This window comes from Methylobacterium sp. 092160098-2, assembly GCF_028920805.1.
Taxonomy (GTDB): Bacteria; Pseudomonadota; Alphaproteobacteria; order Rhizobiales; family Beijerinckiaceae; genus Methylobacterium; species Methylobacterium fujisawaense.
Map to the genome: position 1 here is coordinate 294,296 of NZ_JAQPZJ010000001.1, position 22,403 is coordinate 316,698.

General features: G+C 67.1%; 23 protein-coding genes. 12 read left to right on the plus strand and 11 right to left on the minus strand.

All coding sequences use genetic code 11. From position 1 onward, the window contains the following. Nucleotides 1-42: 42 nt before the first annotated feature. Nucleotides 43-225, minus strand: a complete 183-nt coding sequence (locus tag PQI07_RS01350; RefSeq protein WP_043351806.1) for a hypothetical protein — start codon at nucleotides 223-225, stop codon at nucleotides 43-45. Between the two features lie 203 nt (nucleotides 226-428). Between PQI07_RS01350 and PQI07_RS01355 the strand changes: the two genes are divergently transcribed. The 5 genes from PQI07_RS01355 to PQI07_RS01375 all read left to right on the plus strand — a co-directional run bounded on the left by PQI07_RS01355 (nucleotide 429) and on the right by PQI07_RS01375 (nucleotide 3,298). Next, on the plus strand, nucleotides 429-722 hold the full coding sequence (locus PQI07_RS01355) for a hypothetical protein (protein ID WP_182592585.1): 294 nt from the start codon (nucleotides 429-431) through the stop codon (nucleotides 720-722). Beyond that, nucleotides 719-1,441: a hypothetical protein gene (locus PQI07_RS01360; RefSeq protein WP_274925907.1), complete on the plus strand. Its 723-nt coding sequence runs from the start codon at nucleotides 719-721 to the stop codon at nucleotides 1,439-1,441. Before PQI07_RS01355 ends, PQI07_RS01360 begins: the two co-directional genes overlap by 4 nt. A 4-nt stretch (nucleotides 1,442-1,445) precedes the next feature. Next, the gene (locus tag PQI07_RS01365) at nucleotides 1,446-1,811 is read left to right on the plus strand and encodes a hypothetical protein (protein WP_274925908.1); all 366 of its coding nucleotides are present in this window, start codon (nucleotides 1,446-1,448) and stop codon (nucleotides 1,809-1,811) included. Nucleotides 1,812-2,261: 450 nt separating this feature from the next. Then, on the plus strand, nucleotides 2,262-3,026 hold the full coding sequence (locus PQI07_RS01370) for a Crp/Fnr family transcriptional regulator (RefSeq protein WP_274925909.1): 765 nt from the start codon (nucleotides 2,262-2,264) through the stop codon (nucleotides 3,024-3,026). 2 nt (nucleotides 3,027-3,028) lie between these two features. Then, a complete protein-coding gene (locus PQI07_RS01375; protein WP_043755316.1) occupies nucleotides 3,029-3,298 on the plus strand; it encodes a hypothetical protein in 270 nt (89 codons plus the stop codon). Between the two features lie 344 nt (nucleotides 3,299-3,642). Here PQI07_RS01375 and PQI07_RS01380 read toward each other — a convergent pair whose 3' ends face one another. The 5 genes from PQI07_RS01380 to PQI07_RS01400 form a co-directional block, all read right to left on the minus strand. Beyond that, on the minus strand, nucleotides 3,643-4,131 hold the full coding sequence (locus PQI07_RS01380; RefSeq protein ID WP_236961616.1) for a hypothetical protein: 489 nt from the start codon (nucleotides 4,129-4,131) through the stop codon (nucleotides 3,643-3,645). 65 nt (nucleotides 4,132-4,196) lie between these two features. After that, a complete protein-coding gene (locus PQI07_RS01385) occupies nucleotides 4,197-5,183 on the minus strand; it encodes a hypothetical protein (RefSeq protein WP_043388425.1) in 987 nt (328 codons plus the stop codon). A 52-nt stretch (nucleotides 5,184-5,235) separates the two neighbouring features. Next, nucleotides 5,236-5,496: a GlsB/YeaQ/YmgE family stress response membrane protein gene (locus PQI07_RS01390; RefSeq protein WP_043351821.1), complete on the minus strand. Its 261-nt coding sequence runs from the start codon at nucleotides 5,494-5,496 to the stop codon at nucleotides 5,236-5,238. Nucleotides 5,497-6,756: 1,260 nt separating this feature from the next. Then, nucleotides 6,757-7,509: a Crp/Fnr family transcriptional regulator gene (locus PQI07_RS01395; RefSeq protein WP_342462052.1), complete on the minus strand. Its 753-nt coding sequence runs from the start codon at nucleotides 7,507-7,509 to the stop codon at nucleotides 6,757-6,759. Between the two features lie 457 nt (nucleotides 7,510-7,966). After that, nucleotides 7,967-8,317 (minus strand): hypothetical protein, encoded by a 351-nt coding sequence (locus PQI07_RS01400; RefSeq protein ID WP_274925911.1) that lies wholly within the window; start codon nucleotides 8,315-8,317, stop codon nucleotides 7,967-7,969. Nucleotides 8,318-8,572: 255 nt separating this feature from the next. On the opposite strand from PQI07_RS01400, the gene PQI07_RS01405 reads away from it, so the two are divergent. Then, nucleotides 8,573-10,015: a TolC family protein gene (locus tag PQI07_RS01405; RefSeq protein WP_274925912.1), complete on the plus strand. Its 1,443-nt coding sequence runs from the start codon at nucleotides 8,573-8,575 to the stop codon at nucleotides 10,013-10,015. On the opposite strand, the gene PQI07_RS01410 is transcribed toward PQI07_RS01405, so the two are convergent. The 4 genes from PQI07_RS01410 to PQI07_RS01425 all read right to left on the minus strand — a co-directional run bounded on the left by PQI07_RS01410 (nucleotide 9,954) and on the right by PQI07_RS01425 (nucleotide 14,559). After that, nucleotides 9,954-12,062: a peptidase domain-containing ABC transporter gene (locus PQI07_RS01410; RefSeq protein ID WP_274925913.1), complete on the minus strand. Its 2,109-nt coding sequence runs from the start codon at nucleotides 12,060-12,062 to the stop codon at nucleotides 9,954-9,956. The genes PQI07_RS01405 and PQI07_RS01410 overlap by 62 nt on opposite strands. Before the next feature lie 55 nt (nucleotides 12,063-12,117). Beyond that, a complete protein-coding gene (locus PQI07_RS01415; protein WP_075381659.1) occupies nucleotides 12,118-13,383 on the minus strand; it encodes an HlyD family secretion protein in 1,266 nt (421 codons plus the stop codon). Continuing rightward, a complete protein-coding gene (locus tag PQI07_RS01420; protein WP_274925914.1) occupies nucleotides 13,380-14,297 on the minus strand; it encodes an LpxL/LpxP family acyltransferase in 918 nt (305 codons plus the stop codon). The genes PQI07_RS01415 and PQI07_RS01420 overlap by 4 nt, the downstream gene beginning before the upstream one ends. 118 nt (nucleotides 14,298-14,415) lie before the next feature. After that, the gene (locus PQI07_RS01425; RefSeq protein ID WP_158498431.1) at nucleotides 14,416-14,559 is read right to left on the minus strand and encodes a hypothetical protein; all 144 of its coding nucleotides are present in this window, start codon (nucleotides 14,557-14,559) and stop codon (nucleotides 14,416-14,418) included. Between the two features lie 713 nt (nucleotides 14,560-15,272). Here PQI07_RS01425 and nhaA point away from each other — a divergent pair. From nhaA to PQI07_RS01440, 3 genes are all read left to right on the plus strand, one after another. Then, complete coding sequence (gene nhaA, locus PQI07_RS01430) at nucleotides 15,273-16,454, plus strand: Na+/H+ antiporter NhaA (RefSeq protein WP_274925915.1); 1,182 nt, start codon at nucleotides 15,273-15,275, stop codon at nucleotides 16,452-16,454. A 77-nt stretch (nucleotides 16,455-16,531) separates the two neighbouring features. Beyond that, complete coding sequence (locus PQI07_RS01435; RefSeq protein WP_164706322.1) at nucleotides 16,532-16,708, plus strand: hypothetical protein; 177 nt, start codon at nucleotides 16,532-16,534, stop codon at nucleotides 16,706-16,708. 26 nt (nucleotides 16,709-16,734) lie between these two features. Then, complete coding sequence (locus PQI07_RS01440) at nucleotides 16,735-17,505, plus strand: potassium channel family protein (protein WP_274925916.1); 771 nt, start codon at nucleotides 16,735-16,737, stop codon at nucleotides 17,503-17,505. 36 nt (nucleotides 17,506-17,541) lie between these two features. Here the strand turns inward: PQI07_RS01440 and PQI07_RS01445 are convergent, their stop codons facing one another. Further along, the gene (locus PQI07_RS01445; RefSeq protein WP_043386218.1) at nucleotides 17,542-18,438 is read right to left on the minus strand and encodes a LysR substrate-binding domain-containing protein; all 897 of its coding nucleotides are present in this window, start codon (nucleotides 18,436-18,438) and stop codon (nucleotides 17,542-17,544) included. A 335-nt stretch (nucleotides 18,439-18,773) separates the two neighbouring features. Between PQI07_RS01445 and PQI07_RS01450 the strand changes: the two genes are divergently transcribed. The 3 genes from PQI07_RS01450 to PQI07_RS01460 all read left to right on the plus strand — a co-directional run bounded on the left by PQI07_RS01450 (nucleotide 18,774) and on the right by PQI07_RS01460 (nucleotide 22,118). Then, a complete protein-coding gene (locus PQI07_RS01450; RefSeq protein ID WP_274925917.1) occupies nucleotides 18,774-19,055 on the plus strand; it encodes a hypothetical protein in 282 nt (93 codons plus the stop codon). Between the two features lie 356 nt (nucleotides 19,056-19,411). After that, nucleotides 19,412-21,112: an ATP-binding cassette domain-containing protein gene (locus PQI07_RS01455; protein WP_274925918.1), complete on the plus strand. Its 1,701-nt coding sequence runs from the start codon at nucleotides 19,412-19,414 to the stop codon at nucleotides 21,110-21,112. Next, nucleotides 21,096-22,118: an efflux RND transporter periplasmic adaptor subunit gene (locus tag PQI07_RS01460; RefSeq protein ID WP_274925919.1), complete on the plus strand. Its 1,023-nt coding sequence runs from the start codon at nucleotides 21,096-21,098 to the stop codon at nucleotides 22,116-22,118. The genes PQI07_RS01455 and PQI07_RS01460 overlap by 17 nt, the downstream gene beginning before the upstream one ends. The last annotated feature ends 285 nt before the right edge of the window (nucleotides 22,119-22,403 follow it).

Sequence of the window (22,403 nt, forward strand, 5' to 3'; positions counted from 1 at the left end):
GCGCAGACCGGGTCCGCCCGGCGCGCGGCATCGGCGCGAGCGTCAACCGGTCACCATCGAGACCAACGCGGCCGATCCGCCGAGCGCCACAGCGCCGATGCCTCCGAAGAAGGCGAGATTCGAACCCGCGACCTGCTCGGAGACCGAAGCGCCGGAATCCGTCACCAGGGATAGGGCGCCCCCGGCGGCTGCCACGGCCAGGGCGACGGACATCATGAGCGACATGGTTCGATCCTCAAGTTCCGGCCATCACGACGGAGGCCTCTCCGCAGTATGAGGTCAAATGAATACCCGATAATGATCATTTGACATCTTATGCAGTAAATACTTGAAATAACAGGCTCATAACGTCACACGGCTAGAACTTCGGTCATACATCGCACGTTGTTCGCCCAGGCTCGGCAGATTCGAGCCAGCGAGGTTCACGTGTGTCAGACAATATTTCCGGACAGGACAGCCGCCAGGGCAAGCGCGGTCGGCCCGCCCTCTACGTCCTGATCGTCAGTGTCGGCCTGATGCTGACGTCCCTGGCGGGGCTGATGATCTGGCAGGGGGCGACCGCACCGCCGGACTATGCCAGCCAAAGCCAAGCGGCCTCGCGCAAGCAGATCACCGGCACCGAATCCGGCAAAGCCGACACTCCGTCATCGGCCAACAGCACGGGCGTGCCGGGCGGGAATCCGGCGTACCCGCAGCCTGCCCTGCGCAGCGTCAATCCATGACCGCGGCTGAGAAGGCGAACGACGATCCGGTCGAGGCTGCGGTGCTCGAACGCGCGCAGCGCAACTTCCTCGACAACGGGCCGGGCGACCGGATGTGGTCGGATCCTGATCCTATGGCGGGATCCACGATGAGCGCCGGTTTCGCGCTGAGCGTGGACCAGCAGGCCGCGTTCATCGCCGCGGCGCGGACGGAGATCGCGTCCGAGGGCCATTCGGCCGCTCAGCCGGAGGAGCCCCTCCCCTCGCGGGAAGGTGCGACCGCGAGGCTGGGAATTTTCGCGCTCTATGAGAGCCGGAGAAAGGCACAGGCCGCGACAGCCACGCTCGTCACGGCCGGCATCCCCGAGCAGGCGATCCGGCTCGTGGTCGATCCTCCCGATCCGGATGCCGACCATGCCGAGGCGGACGCGCCGGATACCGGCGGGGGCCAGGCCCTCCGGGATCGGCTCGAGACGTGTGGCGTGCCTCCTGAGGCGCTGGACGCCTGCTGCGCGCAGCTGAGGTTGGGCGCGGCGATGCTGAACCTCGTGGTCGCGGACGCTCAGCGTGACCGCGTCATGGGCATTCTGAAGGACCATGGCTCGGTCGATACGACGCTGCGCCTCGCGACGTGGGGGGCAGAGGGCTGGGGCGGCACGTCGCCCGTCTCGACAGAGGGGTGGGGCGGCTATTCCGCCACCGCGACCGGTGCAACCGAGATCACGACGAGACGGGAATAAGCCGATGGCCCTGTTCGCCCCGGTCCGGTCCGAGACGACTGACCTCGACGCCGTGCGGCGCTACGCGGTGCGCGTCATCGCGCAATCCGAAGCCGAGGACCTGCAGATGAAGGCGGTCACCCTGGCGCTGCTCGGCGGGATCATGTGGCGCGCCGCGCCGGGATCGACCGAGATGATGCAGGACGCGGGGGGCGCTAAAGCCATCCTGTCGACCACCCTCGGCGGCCGCCATCTGACCTTCGCCTACGATCAGAACACCGAGTCGATCGAGATGCGCGAGGGTACGACGGACGGCCCCGTCCTGCACCGCTTCTGCAACCGGACCTTGATCGGGGATTTCGAACGCACCTTCAGCGCCTTGTGGGGTTGAGGGCGCAAGGTCCGATCCCGGTCATCGACGTGAGTCGGATCATCGCTAACGCGATCCCAAGAGGTGTTATTTTTGAATTAAACCACCAATAGAGTGCGCTGAGATCGGAAAATCTCGCGCAATCCTGCTTTTTGACCGAATGGGTCTCCACGATTCCTGGCACAAGCATCTGGCTGTTGCCCGGTGACGTGAGTGCAGCGAACACCGCGAGCGTTCCTTGCTTCCTCATCGCCCGCACGGCTTCTTCCGACCCGAACCCACTCAGGCCCTGCAGCCCCCTCCGGGCCGCGGGGCTTCTTTTCGATCTGGCCGGTGCTCGCCGCTTTGGGCGCAAAGGTCCGGAGTCGAACTTCCGATCTTCGCCGGGGATCACTCAGACCGGGCAGCGCGTTCCTCCCATGGGCCGCGCCCCGACGGTCGCGCCGTCCGCTCACTTGGGAGGGCGGTCCGATGCAGCATGCGTTGACACGCAAGCTCGAGAGTTTCGAGCCCCTCTCCGATCAGGCCCGTTGGGCCCTGAACGGCTTGGTGATCAAGGTCCGGCAGGTCGGGGCTCGCCAGGATCTGATTCAGGAGGGCGACAAGCCCGAGAACGTCCTCCTCATCCTCGACGGCTTCGCGTGCCGCTACAAGGTCCTGCCGGACGGCCAGCGCCAGATCATGGCCCTGCTCGTGCCCGGCGACTTCTGCGACCTGAACGTCTTCATCCTGGACGAGATGGACCACGCCATCGGCACGATCTCGACATGCCAGGTCGTGGACATCCCGCGCCAGGCGATCGATGAGACCGCGACGCACCACGCGAGCATCGCGCGCGCCTTCTGGTGGTGCTCGCTGGTCGACGGCGCCGTCCTGCGCGAGTGGCTCGTCAACATCGGCAGGCGCCTTCCGGCTCCGCGCATCGCGCACCTCTTCTGCGAACTTCTGATGCGCCTGGAGGCGGTGGGACGGGTCACCGACAACAGCTACGCGTTCCCGCTCACGCAGACCGAGATTGCCGAGACGATGGGCCTGTCCGACGTGCACGTGAACCGGACATTGGGCGATCTGCGCGCCCTCGGCCTGATCCATCTCAAGCAGCGGGTGCTGACCATCCTCGACGTCGAGCGGCTTAAGGCGTTCTGCGACTTCACGCCGAACTACCTGCACCTGCGCAACACGCGCTGGGGCGAGCGGCGTGACCTGAGCTGGCCCGGCCGCGCCGAAGGAGGATAGGAATGGCCAGGCGGGGCAACGTCGAGACGCTGCTCGTGCTAAAGCTTCAGCCGATCGCGGTGGACACCGGCAGCCTTGACCGCGACGGCATGCTGATAATCGCCAACGGCCTGCTGGTTGGCGTGCTGGTCCGCCTCGATGCACCCGAGCATGCGCATCCGGGTTATTGGTTCCTGGAGGCGGGGTTCGGACCGCTCCAGGGCGTGCGGGTGGATGCCTTCCCCACCCTCGAGCACGCCACGCGCTGGGTGCGTCATCATCTGAACCGGTGACGCTCACCGCCGAATGGCCATGGCGATCCCGCGGACAGGATGACGGCAGTCGCGCCGGCCACGATCCGAGCCGGCCGCTTGTCGACGGGGACCAGCCGGTCCGGTGTCGAGATTGGCCGGCGCCACGTCGGTGCAGCGGCACCGGTATCCCCAAAAACCGCTACGAGGGTGCGGACGGCGAGGCCAGAGCCGGCCCCCCTCCCCGCGCCCAGCGTCTGCGCTGGGGGTGGCGAGGGTCTCGCAGGTTCCCTGGATATGCCGAGCCCAGGAATTCACGAACCTGAGCGACGCGCGCTCCTCCGCGGGCGTCGCTCAGGCGAAAACGGGGTGCCGTGGTCCCGTACTCAGCAATCGTCGTCGCCGGGCTTGATCACCTTGCCCTCCGGCGCCTTGGCCTGGTTCGTGGAGGGCTTCGCTTGCGCGCCCACGTTGTTCATCGCGCCGACCGTGCCCGGGGATTCGGCCTTGGCGCCCGGTGTCACATTCGCGGTCGAGCCACCATCGACGTTCGAGGAGGCATCTCCGGCTTGGTGACTCGTGCTGTTCGTGGTGGTCCCGGTCGTGCACGGGGCAGCCGCGGCGAGGCCGGCTGAGAGGAGCAGTGCGGCGATTGCGCCGGTCAGTGTGGAGACGGTCTTCACGGTGGACTCCTTGGAAGTCTGGCGGGCGGTGGATCCGCGGCGGGGGTGCCGTGGCGGACGGGTCGATGGCGTCTCGGCCCGCGCGCCGAGCGGCTTGCATGAGGCCGTCGCGAGCAGGATGGCGAGATGGAGCTCGGTCACGCCGCCGGGCGGTGCCGGAGAGGTCTGACTGAGGACGCCCAGGGCCGACACCGGTTCGGATCGGGTCCGGGACGTGAAAGGCCGGTCGAGGCGCGGTTGACCTCGACCGTCGGTGCTCATGCGCGGCGCGGCGTCAGCGGCTGACCTCCCGCTCGGGCGTCTGTCCGATCGACGGCGGCGCTGCGGCCGGCGAAGAAGGCGGCCAGCGCTCCGAAGATCAGGGCAAGGGCCCCGAACAGCGCCCCCTGGGACACCCGGCGGGCCGCGGCGTCGGCGATCTGCTTCGACTGCTCCTTGGCCGAAGCGAGGGTTTCCTTGAACTGCTGGGTGTATTGGCCGACCTGGGTCCGGGCCTGCTCGACCGGGATGTTCTGTGCCTTGGCGAGGGCGACGGCCGCCTTCTCCTGGGCGGCGGCCTGCTGGGCGCCGTCACCCGAGACGGCGGCGCGCATCGCGGTCACCGCAGCGTCCTTCAGCGCGGCCGGATCGGAGCCGGTGTTGCTGCGGACGCCGGCTTCGATCTCCGAGAACGGATCGGTGACCCTCGTCAACGACGGGGCGGCCGCCTGCGCCAGGGTCGAGACGGATCCGCCCGCGGCGTTGCTCATCCCACCGATGGCCGTCGAAGCCGTCCCGAGGGCGCCGCCGACGAGGCCGCTCGCCGCCGACGAGAGCATGTACAGCACGACGAGGGTTGAGACCGCCCAGGCGAGAAGGCCGTGATACCCGGCGGTTGCGGCCGACGGCTTGCCCGAAAGCCGGCCGGCCAGAGCGCCACCCGCCACCGCGGCGAGGACGCCGGAGACGACGAACCAGAGACCCGCTCCGATGCCGATCGCGCTCGCCGCCGGGGTGCCGTCGCCAAGGGGATCCACCGTCGACAGGCCGATGCCGAGGCCGAGCATGTTCAGGATGACCTGGGCGATCAGCCCGACCGTGGCGCCGGCGAGGACCGCCCCCCACGAGACCGAGTGCAGCATCATCGTTCGGATGTCCTCGGACGGTGTGACGGCGCTGCCCTGAGGCGGGCCACGGTCGAGCACGGGCCGGTCCGGGATGGCGCGGCCGGTCGCCGCGAGGGTGGTATCGGTGACGGTAGCCATTGTGGTTTCTCCGGGATCTGTGATTTGCGAGGGAACGGGCGGCTGAAGCGGATCAGACGATCCGGCCGCGTCGCACGAGGGCGTGGTAGAGCCACAGCACGACCACGGCCCCGACGACCGCGACGAGCAGGCTGTAGAGGTTGAGGCCCGAAACGCCGGGTTGCCCGAACTGCTCGAACAGGAATCCGCCGACCACGGCACCGATGACGCCGAGCAAGATATCGACGAGCACACCCTGGCCGGTGTTGTTGACGATCTTGCTGCCGATGAAGCCGGCGATCAGGCCGAGGATGATCCAGGCAAGGAGGGACATGAACGTCTCCGGTTCGCGGCGCGTTTCAGGGTTCCGGCACCGGAGCGGCGCCGATGGGGGCAGGCGTTCGACGCGCTGCGAGGCCGACCGCCTCGTGCAGGACGGTGAGCCTGTCTCGGGGTCGTCTCCGTCCCGGCGCACCGCGCCTCGATCGGGGCCGCGGCTCCCGGCTGGATGTCCCCGCTGATCGTGCCGACAGCCAGCGCGATCAGGTCACGGCGTGATTACGCGACAGAACTTTCTCACCTCGGTTGCCGGCTGGGCCGCCACCGAGATGCCAAAATCGAGCGGGGTACTCCTGTTCAATGACCGCGCCTGGCGAGATGTTCCGAAGTTCTATTTAAAAACTTCGGGATCCAGCTTGAGTGATTTGCGCTTGTTGTTTTAGTCTCAGATTTTTTACAAATCTATCAAATGAATGATTTTGTTCGGTCCGGCGTCTCACGGCGTATAGAGCGCCGACGCCGTTTCGTTTGACGCCGGTCACACCGTACCTGCGCGCGATGTGGCTGCGCACGGTGTCGGACCAGAACCCGAGCCGCGTTCTTGCGGGCGCTACGGGCTGGGTACCCTCCCGAGCTGCCGAGCTCTGGCCCTGGTCGCCCTTCGTTTCGGCGTGTCGGAGTGCTCCGGCGCCAACCCTGCGACCGAAAGGTCGAAAGCCGTGATGCACGGACGGCAGCGCCATCCTCCTACGCCAAGCCGCCATGAGGTGCATGGCCGATACGACGGGTCAGGACGCCCTTTGGTGACATCCGCGAAACGTGGATGAATCGCGCCGGCGTTCCAATTCTGCGCAAGTATTCGACGTAGAGAAGTAAATCAGTTTTTGGAATTGGTTGTCAGACTCGCCAGATCCCGGCGAGAACGGCGTACCGATCGCTACACCGACGCAACCCAGGATCGTCAATTCGACGATCCTGCTTCTGTAGATGTAGATAAAGGTCCATATAGCGCCTCGCGATGGTGTTGCGCCCTGAGTCTGCAAACCTTATGCGTATTCCACGTACAAATTCGCGTATCAAAGGCGCTGTGCCTTCGACAGTATAGGGTGCTGGCGCGCGTATGTCGGCTCAGAGGCCGAATTAAGCGATGAAAGGCCTATTTCATTCGCCGGGTCCTTCAGCGCGACAAGACCCGTGATAACGATTACCCAAAGCTCGCTCGCGACTGCCGGCATGCCTTCGTGATCAGAGCCCGGTGTCGGCGGAGATCCGCTGGAGCGCCCAGGATCTCGGACGCCCTCCCGGCCCGCAACCGCTACGCTCCGTGGTTGCTGCTCAGCCACGGCACCTGCCGGCGGGCGCTCCACCGCGTGTTTCTGAGGTGCAGATAATTTGGGTTGAATCCGCAATACGCCTTGAGTTGCTCAACGTCCAAGATCGTCAGGACCCGGCGCTTCAGCGTGATGAATTGAAGTCGACGCAACTCCCTCAGCGTGCGGCTCACGTGCACGTCCGACAGGCCCATCGTGTCCGCGATGTCGGTCTGTGTGAACGGGAACGCGTAACTGTTGTCGCTGACGCGCCCGACGGCTTCCAAGCGCAACAACAGCTCGCAGAACAGATGTGCGATCCGCTGATGGGCCTGCCGGCTGCCGATGTTGACCAGCCACTCGCGCAGGATCGCCTCGTCCACGAGGGCGCACCACCATAACGCGCGGGTCACCTGAGGGTAATGCGCCGTAACCTCCTCGATGGCGTTCCGGGAGATCTCGACCACTTGGCAAGGGGAGATCGTGCCGATGGCATGGTCCATCTGATCGAGGATGAAGACGTTCAGGTCACAGAAGTCGCCCGGCACCAAGTAGGCCATGATCTGGCGCTGACCGTCCGGCAAGACCTTGTAACGGCAGGCATAGCCGTCAAGGATGAGATGAATCCGCTCGGGAACATGGCCTTCCTCGATGAGGTCCGTACGTGCGGGCACTTGGCGCACGCGGGGAACGAGGGCTCTCAGCGCAGCTCGATCGCCGTCGGTGAGGTCCTCAAAGCTCTCAAGCTTGCGGATCAAGGCATCTTGCATCGGGCCACGGTGGCAAAGGGCAACATAGTACCTTAGGTCCATTATCAGACACCCGCTCCTTCATAGGACGGATATTTTTCCCCTTCCGGCGGTCGATCGCGAGGCCCGCGTCACGTCGCCGGAGCCAGCCGCGTGGCGGGACCAGTCGTCGAGAATCTGGCCCTTGAAGTGATGAAGGCGCTTCCGGATGCTCGCCGGCACCCGGCGTCTTGTCTTGTCGCGCTGGCCGTGCGGAGCCTGACGCGCTGCCTGCTGCCGGTCATCGATCCGTGTCGGGAGATCCGTCTGATGCGCTGTCCACGCCTGCGCAGGGCCTCGACGATCCAGATCAGGATCAGAAGCTCACAGGGTGACTCGCCTGCCTACGCGGCCAGAGTCCGATCGACGTGATCTCGCCAACGCGCGGCAGCGCCGCTGCCGGCAGACAGCACCGGGGTCTCTGCCCTCACCTCGTCCGGCGGCACATGCCTCTGGCGACGAGGCGGCCGCTCCCCTCCGGCACGACGACCAAGGAGAAGGTCGTCGCTCCGGGACGATCGACCAGAAGGTCGCGGCCGAGGAACGCATCGACCTCCCCGGCGGCGATAGCGGTGGCATGCGCCTCGATATGCGCGTTGGCCGGCCATTCGAGCTCGACCAGTACGTTCGGGGCGGCTTCCTGCCGGGGGACACGATTGGACGGGCAACCCTCCGCGCTTCGGATAGAAGCTTCATCATGCCGGGGCATGGCACCCAAACACAGGTTGTAACCGCTTCCGGGGCCTGCGCGTCGGTTCGGATTGGAAATGTCAGGCATCGGCCGCTTCGACGTCCGCTCGCCCGCCGTGTACGCTGCCGCCGGGAATCCGAGGGGGGAACCCCAGCCTGAACCTCTGCAATTTTCGCACCTTTAAGTTGTAGTTAATATTTTCTTTGCCACAACATCGGTGGCGGGCAGGCGACGCGAACGGATCTGGCCCAGGCGACTCCGCGATGCGCAGTGGCTTCGAATGTGTCGTAAGCGATGGGGACGTGGATGCCGGCTCGGAGATCCCGAGTCGCGGCTGCTGCGATGACGATCGGACTTCTCGTCATCCCTGTGACGCGACCGGCTGTCGGTGGTGAAAAGCTCGATTCAGCCGCGGCCGCGCTCGTGGAAAGCTTTACCCTCCGAGCGGAGAATGCACGGCAGGAGGGTGCCGAGGCGCGGCTCCGGGGCGCGAAGGACGCCTTCATGCCGACCGTCGCAGTGCTGGCCGACGCGCCGCTGAGCAGCCGGATCCGCTACAGCCCCGAGATCGCTCCGACGGTCGTGGGCCTCGACGTGACGCCGCGCGCCGCGCCCTACCAACTCGGAATCGTGGCCGACCTGCCGCTTTTCGACGGGTTTCGACGACTGAACACGCTCCGTGCCGTCGATGCACAGACGGATGCCGGACGCGCCCTCGTCGCGGGGAAGCGTCAGCAGGTGCTCCTCGACGCATCGATCGCCGTCCTATCGGTCATGCGGGACACGCAGATCCTGGAATTCAGGGATGCCCAATGCGCAGCGATCGGCCGGATCCTCGACGCCACGGAGCGCCAGCTCGCGGTCGGGGACGCGACGCGCACCGATGCCGCGCTGGCCCGATCCCGGCTCCAGGCGGCGGAGGCTGAGCGCGAGCGGGCGCGCTCGGATCTCGCGGCGTCCCGGGCGACCGTGGTGCGTCTCACCGGGATGGATCCAGAGCGGGTTGCCCCGCCGCGCCTGCCCGGCACGCTGCCCCGCACGCCGGAAGCCTACGAGGCGCTCGTCCGCACCAACAATCCAGGGCTGATCGCGGCGCGTCTCGGCGTTCAATCGGATGCGGCGCGGGCCGACGCCGTGACCGCCGACCTGCTGCCGAGCGTGAATCTGCAGGTCTCGCGGATCTCTCAATTCGGCTACAGCGCAGCCCTGGATCGGATCACCGACACCACGACGCGCCTGCTCGCCCGGATCCCCCTCTACGAGCCCGGCGCATTCCCGCGCGTCGCGGAGGCTTCCGCGGCGGCGCGCCAGCGGGGCTATGAGGTCCAAGATATCGAGCGCACGACGCTCAGCACGGCGCGCGTCGACTTCCTCCGGCACAAAACCGTCGCCGAGCAGGCGGCGCGGCTGTACGCCCGGGTGGTTGCCCTGCGTCAGTCCGTCAAGGGCATGGAGATCGAACGTGTCGCCGGCTTTCGGACGATCTTCGACGCGTTGAACCTCCGGGCCGAGCTGGGCGACGCGGAGGCCGGCGCGGCGGCCGTCGCGGCGGAGCGGGACGCCCTGTCGCTCGCGCTCGCAGCCGCCGCCGGCTTGCTCGACGTCGACCATCCGGGCGCCGTCGGCAAACGGGCGCGGGTGCTGCCGCGGGCCGCGTCTCGGGTTGCGGAATCGCCGCTGGTCCGATCCGGCGTCCCGTCGCTGCGGGGAAGCCACACGGAGCTCAAGCCGGCTCCGGAACCGGTGCTGCGTCTGTCGCGGATCGATCCAGCTGACGCTCCGTGACGAGGCGCCCGTCGTGGATCCGCAGCACCCGATCGACACCGGCGAGGACCTGCCGGCTGTGGGTGACGTAGACCTTTGCGGCCTCCACACGCCGCAAACTATCGATCAGCGACCGCTCGGTGTCCGGGTCGAGGTTGGCGGTCACCTCGTCGAGGAGCAGGAGGCGCGGCTGCCGGCACAGGGCCCGGGCGATGAGCAGACGCCGCCGCTGGCCGGTCGACAGCAGGCCGCTCTCCTCCGCGATCAGGGTGGCGAAATCTTGGGGCAAAGCTTCGACCGCCTCGCGCAGGCCGACCTGATCGAGGGCCCGCTCCATCTGCGCCCGCGTGACGGACGGGTCGAACAAGGCGAGATTGTCGGCCACGGTCCCGGCGAACACGCCATCGTCGGCGAAGACGACGCCGAGATTGGCCCGGAATTCCCGCCGGCCGAATTGCTGCAGGGCGGCTCCGTCCACACTGAGACGGCCCGCCGCCGGCTCGTGGAGGCTCCCCAGGATCTTGAGCAGGGACGATTTGCCCGAGCCGGAGGCACCCACGATCGCGATGCTCTCGCCAGCCGCGATGTCGATCGTCAGGTCGACGTCGCGTAAAAGCGGGGCATCCGCCCGGCCGAATTGCACGCGGACGCCTTCGAGCGCCACCGTCCGGCGCACTTTCCGGTGGATGCAGACATCGTCCGCGCCCGGCTCCGCCTCCTGGCCGACGAGATCGTCCAGACGCTGGAAATGAACCCGCATCACCGAGAGATGCATCAGGTTGACCGTCAGCCGGTTCACCCGTTCGAAGAAGTCGCCGCGCAGGGCGAAGAAGGCGTAGAGCGAGCCGATCGTCAGGGTGTTCCCGATGACGCCGGTCACACCCATGTACAGCGTCGTCACGGTGCTCGTCGCGATGACGAGATGCATGAAGAGTTCGGCATCGATGGTCGCGTGGCGGGCGCGGAAATCCGTGTTGGCGAAGCGCGCGAAGCTTTCGAACCATCGCATCGCGAACAGGTCCGCGGCGTTATGGGCCTTCAGGGTGTCGACCCGGCGCAGACCGTCCAAGAGCCGACCCTGCTCCTCGGAGCGGGCCTCCAGGGAGGTCGCGGTGTACCGGTTCAGGGCCGGAAACGTCACGGCCCGGACCAGCAGAACGGCCGCGAGAGTCAGCAGGGTCAAGCCGGCCATGAGTGGCGCGTAGTAGTACATCAGGCCGACGAGCAGCACGGACGTGAGCGTGTCCGCGATGGCGGTGACGAGACCGCCGACCAGGAAGGTCTTGATGTGGTCGATGGAATCGACCCGCACGACGAAATCCCCGGGATGGCGCCGCTCGAAATAGCCGAGTGGCAGCCGGAAGGCGTGCCCCACGACGTTGCGCGTGAACTGCAACTGCATCAGCGTCGATGAGCGCAGCACGATGGCGTCCCGCAGCCAGCGGCCCACGGCCTCGAAGGCCATCATCGCCGCCAGCCCGATGGCGAGCACGCGCAGCAGATCGAGATCGACCTGCGGGATGACCACGTCGAGGGCGATCTCCAGGAGGATCGGCATGCCGAGGCCCAGCAGGGCGATGGCGAGCGAGATCAGGCAGATCTGCCAGACGGTGCCGCCGAGCCCCCGGGTCGCGCGGAACACCTCCATGAAGCCGAGGCGGCGTTCGGCCGTCAGGCGCGCAAAATCCATGCGCGGTTGGAATTCGAGGACCACCCCGGAGAAGAGGCGTTCCATATCGGCGCGGTCGTAGATCCGCAGCCCGAATTCAGGGTCCTGGATCCGGTAGCCGTCGCGCCCGATGCGCTCCAGGACGACGAAGTGGTTGCCATTCCAGTGCAGGATCGCCGGGAGCGCCACCCCGGACAACTCGCCGACATTCGAAAGCGCGAAGCCGTTTGCATCGAATCCCAGCCCGTCGGCGACCTCGACGATGTCGGCGAGGGACATGCCGGACTGCGACAGAGGGAAAAGCGCACGCAGGTAGCTCAGGTCGATCTGGTGCCGGTGGTAATTGGCCACCATCGCCAAGCACGCGAGGCCACATTCCTTGGCCTCGCTCTGGGCCATCCAGCGGATCCTGCGCCGCCGCGCCAGGATACGGCTCAGCCAACCCGTCATGATGTCAGCCCCTGCCGCGCATGGCCCGGATCGGATCGAGCACCCAGTCGATCAGCCGCCGCCGCTCCACGACGATGTCGGCGCTCAGGGTCGAACCGATCCGGATCGGCTCGTCGATGCCGTAGGCGCGGATGGTGCGGGATTCCGGGAGGACCTCGATCCGGTAGGTGGATTGCCGGTTCGATTCCCGCGCGTCCTGGGCAGGCGGCAGGTCGGCAGCCGGACGCAGGGGCGATTCCGAGATCGACGTGATGGTCCCGTGGCCGATGCCGAAGGTCTTGAACGGGAAGGCATCGTATTTGAGCACCACCCTCTGTCCGACCTTGGCGAGGCCGACCGCTCGCGCGGGCACGCCGAGCACGATCACCGGGTCGGCGCGGATGTCGCCGACGACGGCAAGAACCTGATCGGCCGCCACGGACGCGCCCGTCTCCACGAACAGGCCGGCAACCTGCCCATCGACCGGGGCGACGATGTCGAGTTGGGATTGCGCCGCCTGCCCGGCGATCCGAGCCACGATTCCGCTCAGCTCGTTGCGCACGGCGGCGAGCTGTCCATTCTTCTCGGCCAAGCCGAAGCGGTGGGTGCGTTTGCGTTCGTCCGCCTGTTGCCGCAGCTCGGCGCGCCGGGCCTGCAACTCGGCCATCTGCCGTCCGTAATCGAGGAGTGTCCGGCGTTGCAGATTGAGCGCGTCTCGGGTGGCGTAACCTTGGTCGAGATAGGTCTGGACGCGCGCTACGATTGCCCCCTGCTCCCGGAGGCCCATGCGCAGAATCGTCTCCTGTTGCGCGAAGGCCGCGCTCACGGCCTCGACATTGGCGTCGATCTCCGCTGTCTCCCGGTCGGCCCGCGCGAGGAAGGTCGTCAGGCGGTCGCGTTCACGCTCCAGGACGGCCCGGCGCTCGGTCAGGCTCGTCAGATCCGCCGCGACCGTGGAGACGCCGCCCACCGTCGGCTCGCGCAGCTTCACCTGCATCAGCCGCTGGCCGCGCCGCACCGTCTCGCCCTGGCGCACGTCGATCGTCGCGACGATGCCGGGTGCGCGGGCATCCAGACGCGACATCCCGGAGACCGCCGAGACATAGCCCCGCACGGACTCGGTTCGCGCGAAACGGCCGAAGAAGAGGGCGCTGATCACCAGCACGATCATCAGGCCGAAGAACCACGCCATGGCCGAGGCGCCACGATCACGATGGAGGTGGAGGGCACCCGTCCGGCGCTGCAGAAAGCCGAGTTGCGTCCGTCCGGGCGCGGCGAGGGTGTCGCTCACGCGGCCCTCTCGATGGGCATCAGGGGATCCTCGGCCGCCAGGTACTCCTGGAGCGACGGCCAGAAGTGCCATTGTGCGGGACGTTCCCGGATCGTCGTCTCGATATGCCGGCGCATCAGGTCCGCGACGCGCCCGCGTTCGAGCGCATCGTTTGCCTGCACGGCAAAGGGATAGCGCGGCACCACAACCGCACCGCCCGCCTCGGCGCCGATCGCCAAGGGCACCACCGTCGCGCCGGTCAGGTGCGCCAAGCTGTCGATGCCGAAGGCGAACGCGGTCGGCAGGCCGAAGATCGGCATCGGGGCCGGCTTGCCGTAGCGCGGCGGTAGATCGGCGAACACGACGATGACCGCGCCCCGTCGGGCATAGCGAATGGCGGGGAGATAGCCGGCCCGATCCGTGACGGTGAGGAAGCGCACCGGCATCCCGAACTCGGTGATGCGTTCCATCACCCGGGTCTCCAGCGGCCTGTCGTCCCGGCGTCTCAGGATCAGCACGGAGCGGCCGGGGAAGAAGGTGACCAGGATGCTGAGGAGCCCGATCACGTAGGGACCCATGTGCAGGGGCGCGAGAATGACCGGCTCACCGCTCGCGGCGATCCGCCTCAGGACCTCGGGCGACTGGGTCACCACATGGGCGAGGTCCCGCTGGATCGCGGCCCGGCTGCGGGTCAAGAGCGCGAGCCATTCCAGCTCGGCCAGCGCATCATGGAAGGCCGCCTCGCAGTCGAGGCGCCGAGCCTCCCGCCGCGGCAGACGGAGCACGCGCTCGAACCGGTCCGCGAGGCCGGAACGCGGGCTGCGGCCGACCGCTGCGTACACGCGGAACACGGTTCGCAAAGCCAGGCGGCGCAGGGGGAGCGGCAGTCCGGCGATGAGCGCCGCCTTCCTGGAGACACCCGAGATCGGCTCCATTGCCCGACGCCCCTGGAAGTCGCTGACTGACCGGCGCGGGAGCCGCCGCGGAACGATCGATGTTAGGCTGCCTGTGCGCCGGCGCGCGGGACGGAGCCCCGCGCGCCGGTCGCTTGGGTCAGCGAGACTTGCCGGAGGACGATCCGAGCCCAAGTCCAACGCCGACGCTGAGGCCGCCAAGATTCAAGCCGACAGCCAGGCCCTGCTGGGAGCCATGACCGCCGGACACAGTCTTCAAGGTCTTCAGGTCGAGTTTCTTCATGATTCTCAGGCCTCGTTAACCAGCGACGCCGTCGTCGCCTCCGACTCACTTATAGTTGTGTTGTCTCGGAGTCGATACCACTCAGTAGTTGCATCGGATCGCTTGCGTAAGTGTTAAGGCCTGCGCCGTTCGGCGTTAGGTCCGCCTCCTCCGTGGAACCGGCTGTGGCCTGGGATCGTCGATCCGTGCCCCGCGGCCATGAATACCTGTGCGGCCCAGGACGCGGCGAAGCGCGAAGCCTCCAGAGGTGTCGGGCTCCGCCTTCTGCCCGGTGCACAGACGCAGTGCAGCCACCGGACCGGTGGCGTTCGCGCCCGTCACGCCGAACGCCGACTGGCCACGGCCACCACCGTCGAGGCGGTCGCGCGCGAAGGGATCGCAGCGCTGCGGCAGCTTCGCGTGGCGTGAGCACCCATCTCGACCATTCTGAGGGTCCGAAGATCCACCCTGAGGCGACCACGGGCTCGGCCCTCGCAGCCGATCGAACCGGGTGCCCGACCAACCGGCGGCTTCGGGGGGCGTTCAGATGCGATGAGCCAGCTCGCCATCGCGCGCTGGTGAACCGTGCTCCACCGGCCCCTTGCGCAGCGACACGGAGGGTGGTTGCCGGCAACGCTCATCGGTGAGATATCCCGACCCGGGTGCATGATCCGAAGGTCGGATCGGCAGGCTTCAGCGTTGGTCGGGCCGCCAGCGGCGGAAGGCCTGTGCGCGTGCCGACACTTACCTATCGTCCCCGGTCGTCCCTGCGCGGCCTGCTCACGAGCGGAGCGGGTGGCGGCCTCGTGCTCATGGCGAGCGCTGCGCTGGCCTTGGTCGTCGCCAACTCGCCGCTGGCCGACGTCTATTTCGCGGGGCTCAAGGCCCATCTCGGCCCACTCTCGGTCCTGCACTGGATCAACGACGGCCTGATGGCCGTGTTCTTCCTGCTCGTCGGCCTTGAGATCAAACGCGAGCTGCTGGACGGGCGGCTGCGTACGTGGCCGGACCGCATCCTGCCGGGTGTGGCCGCACTCGGCGGCATGATCCTCCCGGCGCTCGTCTACGCCGCCGTCAATTGGCGCACGCCCGAGACCCTGCGCGGTTGGGCGATCCCGGCGGCCACCGACATCGCTTTCGCCCTCGGCGTGCTGGCGCTGCTGGGCTCGCGCGTGCCGGTTTCGCTCAAGGTGTTCCTCACCGCGCTCGCCATCCTCGACGACCTCGGCGCGGTGATCGTCATCGCCGTGTTCTACACCGCCGACCTGTCATTGCCGATGCTCGGCGGTGCGGCCGCGACGCTCGCCGCGCTGTACGGGCTGAACAAGGCCGGCGTCAGCCGCCTGTGGCCCTACCTTGCCCTCGGCGCGGTGCTGTGGGTGTTCACGCTCCTGTCGGGCGTGCATGCGACCGTCGCGGGCGTCCTGCTGGCCCTCACGGTGCCGCTCCGGCTGAGCGTCGGCAGGCCGGACGACCCGACCTCGCCGCTGCACATCCTCGAACATGCCGTCAGCCCGTGGTCGGCATTCCTGATCCTGCCGGTGTTCGGCTTCGCCAACGCCGGCGTGTCCTTCGCCGGGGTCAGGCCGGCGATGCTGCTCGACCCGGTGACGCTGGGCGTGGCGCTGGGCCTGTTCTTCGGCAAGCAAGTCGGCGTCTTCGGCTTCGTGCTCGCGACCGTAAAGCTCGGCTGGGCGCAGCGCCCGCGCGGTGCGAGCTGGGCTCAGGTCTATGGCGTCGCCGTGCTCTGCGGGGTCGGCTTCACGATGAGCCTGTTTATCGGCCTGCTGGCCTTTGCGACGCAGCCGGATCTGGAAGCCGAGACCAAGATCGGCGTGCTGCTCGGGTCGCTCGCCTGCATGGCCGCCGGGGCTCTGGTTCTGCGGCTTGCCCCGGCCCGTCCGTCTCACCGCTGAGCCGAAGCCGCTGCCGCGCGGCGACGGGGCGCGACAGCCTCGATCCGTCGATCTCCCGCGAAACCTGGTGGAGCACCATGCGCCGTCACCTTCCAAAGCGTCGTCCCGGCACCATCGAGGGCCGGCTGTCCGATTTCGTGCTGGCGCTCACTGGGGTCATGCTCCTCGGGGCGATGATCCTGCTGCTGCTCTCCTGGCTGGGCGGCGGTGCAGAGGGAGCCGCGGTCGGGTACGCGGGGATGCAGGATTCTTGAGCTCTGGCCCCGAAGCCCGACGACCGATGACGACACTGACCGCGACGCTGCGTGAACTGTACGAGGGGGACACGCGGCGCGCGCACCGCTTCCGCTACGTCCTGCTCGTGTTCGACGTGGCGACGATCGCCTTCGTCATCGTCACCTCGTTCCTGCCGCTGATACCCTGGATCATCGCCTGCGATGTGGCGCTGGGCGTGTTCGTCCTACTCGACTTCGCCGCCCGCCTCGGCATCAGCCGCACCCCGCTCCGCGAATTCCGGCATCTCAGCACCTGGACGGACCTCGTGGCCGTCGCCTCGTTCCTGGCCCCGGTGCTCGTCGAGGGCGTCGGCTTCCTGCGGATCCTGCGCACGCTCCGTCTGCTGCGCACCTATCATCTGCTGGAGCGGCTGCGGCAGGACAGCGAACTGTTTCGCCGGAACGAAGATGCGATCCTGGCCGCGACCAACTTGGTGGTGTTCGTGTTCACGATGACGGGCATCGTCTACGCCACGCAGCACAACACCAATCTGGCCATTCAGACGCCCATCGACGCTCTGTACTTCACGGTCACGTCGCTGACGACCACGGGCTACGGCGACATCACACTGCCGGGACCGACAGGCCGGCTGCTCTCGGTCTTCGTGATGATCTGCGGCGTGACGCTGTTCTTCCGCCTCGCGCAGGTGGTGTTCCGGCCGTACAAGGTGCGCTTCCCCTGCGACGCCTGCGGGCTGCAACGCCATGAGCCGGACGCGGTGCACTGCAAGGCCTGCGGCAACCTCCTGAACATCCCCGATGAGGGAGCCGACTGACGCTCTTGCGGGCGTCAGGGTCCGGTTCCAAGGCCGTCACACGGCGACGGCCTTGGACACCACGACGCGTTGCTCCAAAGCGGCGATGATCGTCGACGACAGCAGCTCGGCAGCCGGCGTGACATGTCCGGGAGCCCGGTAAAGGACGATCTCCGTATCGGGCAGTTTCGGAAGCTGAAGCCGGGCAGACACCGAGACCATGTCCGCCGGTATCATTTCCGTCGGCAGAACCGTTACGCCGAGCCCGGCTTGGACGGCGGCCTGAAGCCCGGCCAAACTTGGGCTGGTGTAGACGATGCGCCAGTCGCGTCCGGCCGCGTCGAGGGCTGACAGCGCACGCTTGCGATAGACATCGGGGGCCGGTGCGAGGATGAGGGGGATCGGGCCCTCGGTTTCCGTGACGAGGCGCGGCGACGCGACCCAGTCGAGCACCTCCCGCCAGACCTTGGTGCCGCCGCTCGGCCCCTGCGGTTCGCGCTTGAACAAGATCAGGTCGTAGCGACCCTTCGCGAAATCAGCGAGGAGGTTGACGGTGAAGTCGCACTGCACCTGAAGCGCGACCTGCGGATGGGTCCTCGCGAAACAAGCCAGAACCTCCGACAGGTGCGTCGTCGCAAAATCCTCGGGCGTTCCAAGCCTGACGACGCCCGATACATCCGTCTCGCGCAGGCGCGAGAGCGCCTCGGCTCCCAGCTGCAAGATCTGCCGCGCATAGGTGAGCAGGATCTCGCCCTCGGGCGTCAGCTGCAAGTCCCGGCCGTCCCGGTCGAACAAGCGGCGCGCGAGCCCGTCTTCCAGGCGCTTGATCTGCAGCGACACGGTCGATTGCGTCAGGCTCAGGCGTTGAGCGGCACGCGTGAAACTGCCGTTGTCGACGATCGCGACGAAGGTGCGCAACAAATCGAGGTCGAACGGAAGGGGCGGACCCGGCATCGTCCCGACATCAAATCTCTCCGGGCGCCCTGCAAGCACCCGCGCCGCATTCCTGCCGCCTCAATGTCAGAATCGACGCCGCTGCGTGATGAAACGCACATGACCATAAGCTTGCACGAGGTGTCGCAGGATTAAAAATTATCCCTGACATGCCCAATCCTGTGTCCATTTATTTTCACAATGATCATCATTGGCTCCGTAGCGTTGTTCTGCGGCCCGGTCGTTTCCAGATCATTTGCGTGGATGAGGCGAGAATGTCGGTCACGCATTGGCGGGCCGGTGCGCCTCAGCCGCGAACAGGTCGATATGACCGTGATCTTGAGTGGAGACGAACCATGAAGACTTCGCTGAAGACGGCCCGTGTGGCGCTCGTGACGGCCCTCTGCGCGATCGCGCCGATCTCTGCGGCTGTCGCCGACTACCGCGTCGGATCTCAAATGCGGCCCCTGCCCCAGACGACCTGGGACGGACTGTCGACCGGCGTGATCGACATGTCGGACGCCCCGCGGTTCTCCACTGGTGGCTGCCGGAGAAGCTCGGCGCAGGAAGGCAATGCTGATCAGCAGCACTTTCCGGTGCAGCAATACGGACAGACGGCGGGCGGCTACCGCTGCTGAACGGGGCCAGCGTCCTCGGCCCGACAGCCGGCCGTGTCTCACGTGAGGGCCGGCAACGTATCGGTCCGCCACGCCATCGTGTCATGGCGGACCGCTCTCCCGATCCTCGCCTCACAGGGCGTGCCCCGGCGGTCTCCTCCGGGAGTCCTCCCGCAAATCGTCCGCCGCGTCCTCTGCGAGACCGCAGCGCGATCGCGCCCCGACCCGGAAAGGTACCTCGCGGGTGCCGATCCGCGGCGCGATCCGGACGCCGGGAGACAGCAATTGACCAATGACTGGCGAGCAACGCACTGCATCCGATCGAAATCGTGATGCAGAACGCACAAATCAAACCTGTTCTGGAAAGTCCTCGATCGATGGATGCGATCAGACACACCCCTTTGACTGTCGTGGAAGCCTGCAGGCTCATCGCGCGCCTCTTGAACCCGGAGGCGCGTTTTGTCTGGCTGGCGATCGTCTACGGAGGTGCCATCGCGCTCCTGGGTCTCGCGGCACCCGTTTCGGTCCAGCTCCTGATCAACTCCGTGGCGAACACGGGGCTGCCGGCGCCCTTGTTCGTCCTGTCGGGTCTCTTGCTCGGATTGCTGCTGGTCGTCGCCGCCCTGAGTGCGGCCCGCATCTACGTGATGGCCCTATTCGAACGGCGCGTCTTCGCCAGGATCGTCGCGGATATCACTGTGCGCGCCGTTTACGCCAGGGATCCGCAGTTCGACGACGCTCGGCGCAGCGCTCTGTTCAACCGCTTTTTCGATCTCGTGACAGTTCAGAAGGCGGTCCCGCATCTCCTGATCGGCGGATTTGCAATCATTCTGCAATCCGGGATTGGTCTTGTTCTGACGAGCTTCTATCACCCCTTCTTTCTCGCCTTCAATCTCGTGGTCGCCTCTCTGCTGCTCGGGATCTGGCTCCTCTGGGTGGGACCGGCGCTCCGCTCGGCCGCGGCCCTGAGCCACGCGAAGCACGAGACGGCGTCCTGGCTCGAGAGCGTCGGCCGCTCGAACGGCTTCTACAAGGACGACCGCCGCCTCGACTTTGCCATGGGGCGTTCCGAGACGATGACCGCGGCCTATGTGCGGGCGCATCGCCGCCATTTCCGACACACCTTCGCGCAGACCATCGGATTTCTCCTGATCTACGCTGTCGCCAGCGCCGGACTGCTTGCGTTGGGCGGATGGCTGATCCTGCAGGGCCAGCTGTCGCTCGGACAGCTCGTGGCCGCGGAACTCGTCCTGTCCGGGGCGTTCTATGGTCTCTCGCAACTGGGCTCCCACGTGGAAACCTTCTACGGGCTGGTCGCGTCACTCCACGAACTGGCGCAGTTCGACGGGATCGAGCAGGAGGACCGGGCGGGACGATCCAGTGCGGTCCCGGTCGATGGATCCCTGCGCCTGCGTGAGGTCGAGGCCGAAGGCTACCGGTTCGACGTTGCGATCCAGAGCGGTGAAATCCTGTCCGTGACGGCCGACGAAACTGTCGAGCGGACGATCGCGGCGCTGCTCAGGCAGGAGCTCCGTCCGCGGCGGGGATCGGTGATGATCGGCGGGGCCGATATCGCTGCGTTCGACCCGGACAGCCTGCGTTCCGGGCTCCTCGTCCTGGATCGGCCGACGCTCCCCGAGATGACGATCCGCACCTACCTGTCTATGGACCCAGGCCGGAACGCCGCGACGATCCACGATAGCCTTGAGCGCGTCGGATTGTCCGAGCGCGTCCTGCACCTGCCCCAGGGGCTCGATACGCTGCTCTCGTCGTCCGGCTGGCCGCTCACGACGGTCGAGTCCATGGCTCTCAAGCTCGCCGCCGCCCTTTCGCATCCGCCGAAGCTCGTCCTCCTGTCGACGCTCTACGATCTGCTGCCCCCGGATCGGATCGCAGCGGCGTTCGCGCGGTTCCGGGAGGCGGGTACGACGGTGCTGCATGTCACGCAGCGCCCGGCCCAGCCGATCCACGATCGCCACCTCCGGCTCGGCCTGCCTGAGCAGAAGCGCACCGCCGATCACGACGGCCGCACCGATCAAGTGACGCTACGGGAGAAGTCTCATGCTGTCGCGGCCTGAACACCTGCATCACTTCCCGACTCTGACATCGATCCAGGCGCCTCGCGCAGCTGTCGCGGTCGGCTGGATGCTCGGGATCGGGACCCTTCTTGCGGTCCTGATCCTCCTGTACGTCCCCTGGGTACAGACCTCGGCCGGCACGGGCCGCGTCATGGCCCCGAATCCAGCCGACCGCGTGCAGGCCATCACCGCCCTGGTCCAGGGCCGAGTCGAGCACTGGTACGTGGAGGATGGCCAGCGGGTCCGCGCCGGAGATCCGATCGCGCGCCTCGTCGACAACGATCCATTCCTGCTGCAGCGGCTCGCCGCCGAGCGCGAGCAGATCGAGGCCGAGATCGCGGCAGCCGAGCAGGCGGTGAAGGTTGCGGAAAGTCAGGTCAGCCAGACCCGTGAGGCCGCCGAGAAGGGCTTCGTGACGCGGCGCAACTTCGAGACGGCACAGATCCTGGTCGCTGAGCGGCGCGCGCGCCTGGCCGAGGCCAAGGCCAAACTGAGCCGGCTCGAAGTGACCGTGAACCGCCAATCGGCGCAGCTGGTTCGCGCGCCGCGGGACGGCCGGATCCTCCACATCAACGCGGCCACCGGCGGCACCTTGGTGAACGCAGGGGACACCCTGGCCAATCTGGCGCCGCACGCACCGGCCCGCGTGGTGGAGCTGATGGTCGACGGACGCGATGTCGCCTTGATCAGGCCCGGCCAGCCCGTGCGCCTGGCCTTCGAAGGCTGGCCAGCCGTTCAGTTCAGCGGCTGGCCCTCCGTGGCCCATGGCATGTTTGACGGGCGCGTGCGTGCGGTCGATCCCTCTGCGCAACAAACTGGCCGGTTCCGCGTGCTGGTCGAGCAGGATCCCGGCAAGCCCGCATGGCCCGACGCTGAGTTCATTCCGCTGGGTGCGAAAGTGCGCGGCTTTATCCAGATGGAGACGGTGTCGATCGGCTACGAGCTCTGGCGGATCCTGAACAACTTTCCGCTGGAATTCCGTGCGCCGAATCCGGGCACAACTTAAGAGCCTGGAATTCCGCAGTCAGACTCTGCGCGTATGGACTTGCATCGCTCGCCCAGGTGCGAAGCGGCCGCGGGCTGCATGAACGCGGCGGCTCACATGCCCCGTATCCGCCTGTCCGGGGGGCCTCATCTGACGCGGATCGGTGGCACTCGGCCAGATCCGGCCGGCCGCTACGCGCCGATATCGGCCGCGTAGCCGAAGATGTCGGCGCTCTGGACGCAGATCTTACAAAGTCGTGGCGAGGACTGTGTTGCGAGCAGATCCGTCGCAGAAATCGCGCGTGAA

What these genes read in the sequence shown, in the direction of transcription:
- PQI07_RS01350 (WP_043351806.1), bottom strand. Translation starts at nt 225, where the DNA reads ATGTCGCTCATGATGTCCGTCGCCCTGGCCGTGGCAGCCGCCGGGGGC.
- PQI07_RS01360 (WP_274925907.1), top strand. Translation starts at nt 719, where the DNA reads ATGACCGCGGCTGAGAAGGCGAACGACGATCCGGTCGAGGCTGCGGTG.
- PQI07_RS01365 (WP_274925908.1), top strand. Translation starts at nt 1,446, where the DNA reads ATGGCCCTGTTCGCCCCGGTCCGGTCCGAGACGACTGACCTCGACGCC.
- PQI07_RS01370 (WP_274925909.1), top strand. Translation starts at nt 2,262, where the DNA reads ATGCAGCATGCGTTGACACGCAAGCTCGAGAGTTTCGAGCCCCTCTCC.
- PQI07_RS01375 (WP_043755316.1), top strand. Translation starts at nt 3,029, where the DNA reads ATGGCCAGGCGGGGCAACGTCGAGACGCTGCTCGTGCTAAAGCTTCAG.
- PQI07_RS01385 (WP_043388425.1), bottom strand. Translation starts at nt 5,183, where the DNA reads ATGGCTACCGTCACCGATACCACCCTCGCGGCGACCGGCCGCGCCATC.
- PQI07_RS01390 (WP_043351821.1), bottom strand. Translation starts at nt 5,496, where the DNA reads ATGTCCCTCCTTGCCTGGATCATCCTCGGCCTGATCGCCGGCTTCATC.
- PQI07_RS01400 (WP_274925911.1), bottom strand. Translation starts at nt 8,317, where the DNA reads ATGCCTGACATTTCCAATCCGAACCGACGCGCAGGCCCCGGAAGCGGT.
- PQI07_RS01405 (WP_274925912.1), top strand. Translation starts at nt 8,573, where the DNA reads ATGACGATCGGACTTCTCGTCATCCCTGTGACGCGACCGGCTGTCGGT.
- PQI07_RS01410 (WP_274925913.1), bottom strand. Translation starts at nt 12,062, where the DNA reads ATGGCCCAGAGCGAGGCCAAGGAATGTGGCCTCGCGTGCTTGGCGATG.
- PQI07_RS01420 (WP_274925914.1), bottom strand. Translation starts at nt 14,297, where the DNA reads ATGGAGCCGATCTCGGGTGTCTCCAGGAAGGCGGCGCTCATCGCCGGA.
- PQI07_RS01425 (WP_158498431.1), bottom strand. Translation starts at nt 14,559, where the DNA reads ATGAAGAAACTCGACCTGAAGACCTTGAAGACTGTGTCCGGCGGTCAT.
- PQI07_RS01435 (WP_164706322.1), top strand. Translation starts at nt 16,532, where the DNA reads ATGCGCCGTCACCTTCCAAAGCGTCGTCCCGGCACCATCGAGGGCCGG.
- PQI07_RS01440 (WP_274925916.1), top strand. Translation starts at nt 16,735, where the DNA reads ATGACGACACTGACCGCGACGCTGCGTGAACTGTACGAGGGGGACACG.
- PQI07_RS01445 (WP_043386218.1), bottom strand. Translation starts at nt 18,438, where the DNA reads ATGCCGGGTCCGCCCCTTCCGTTCGACCTCGATTTGTTGCGCACCTTC.
- PQI07_RS01450 (WP_274925917.1), top strand. Translation starts at nt 18,774, where the DNA reads ATGAAGACTTCGCTGAAGACGGCCCGTGTGGCGCTCGTGACGGCCCTC.
- PQI07_RS01455 (WP_274925918.1), top strand. Translation starts at nt 19,412, where the DNA reads ATGGATGCGATCAGACACACCCCTTTGACTGTCGTGGAAGCCTGCAGG.
- PQI07_RS01460 (WP_274925919.1), top strand. Translation starts at nt 21,096, where the DNA reads ATGCTGTCGCGGCCTGAACACCTGCATCACTTCCCGACTCTGACATCG.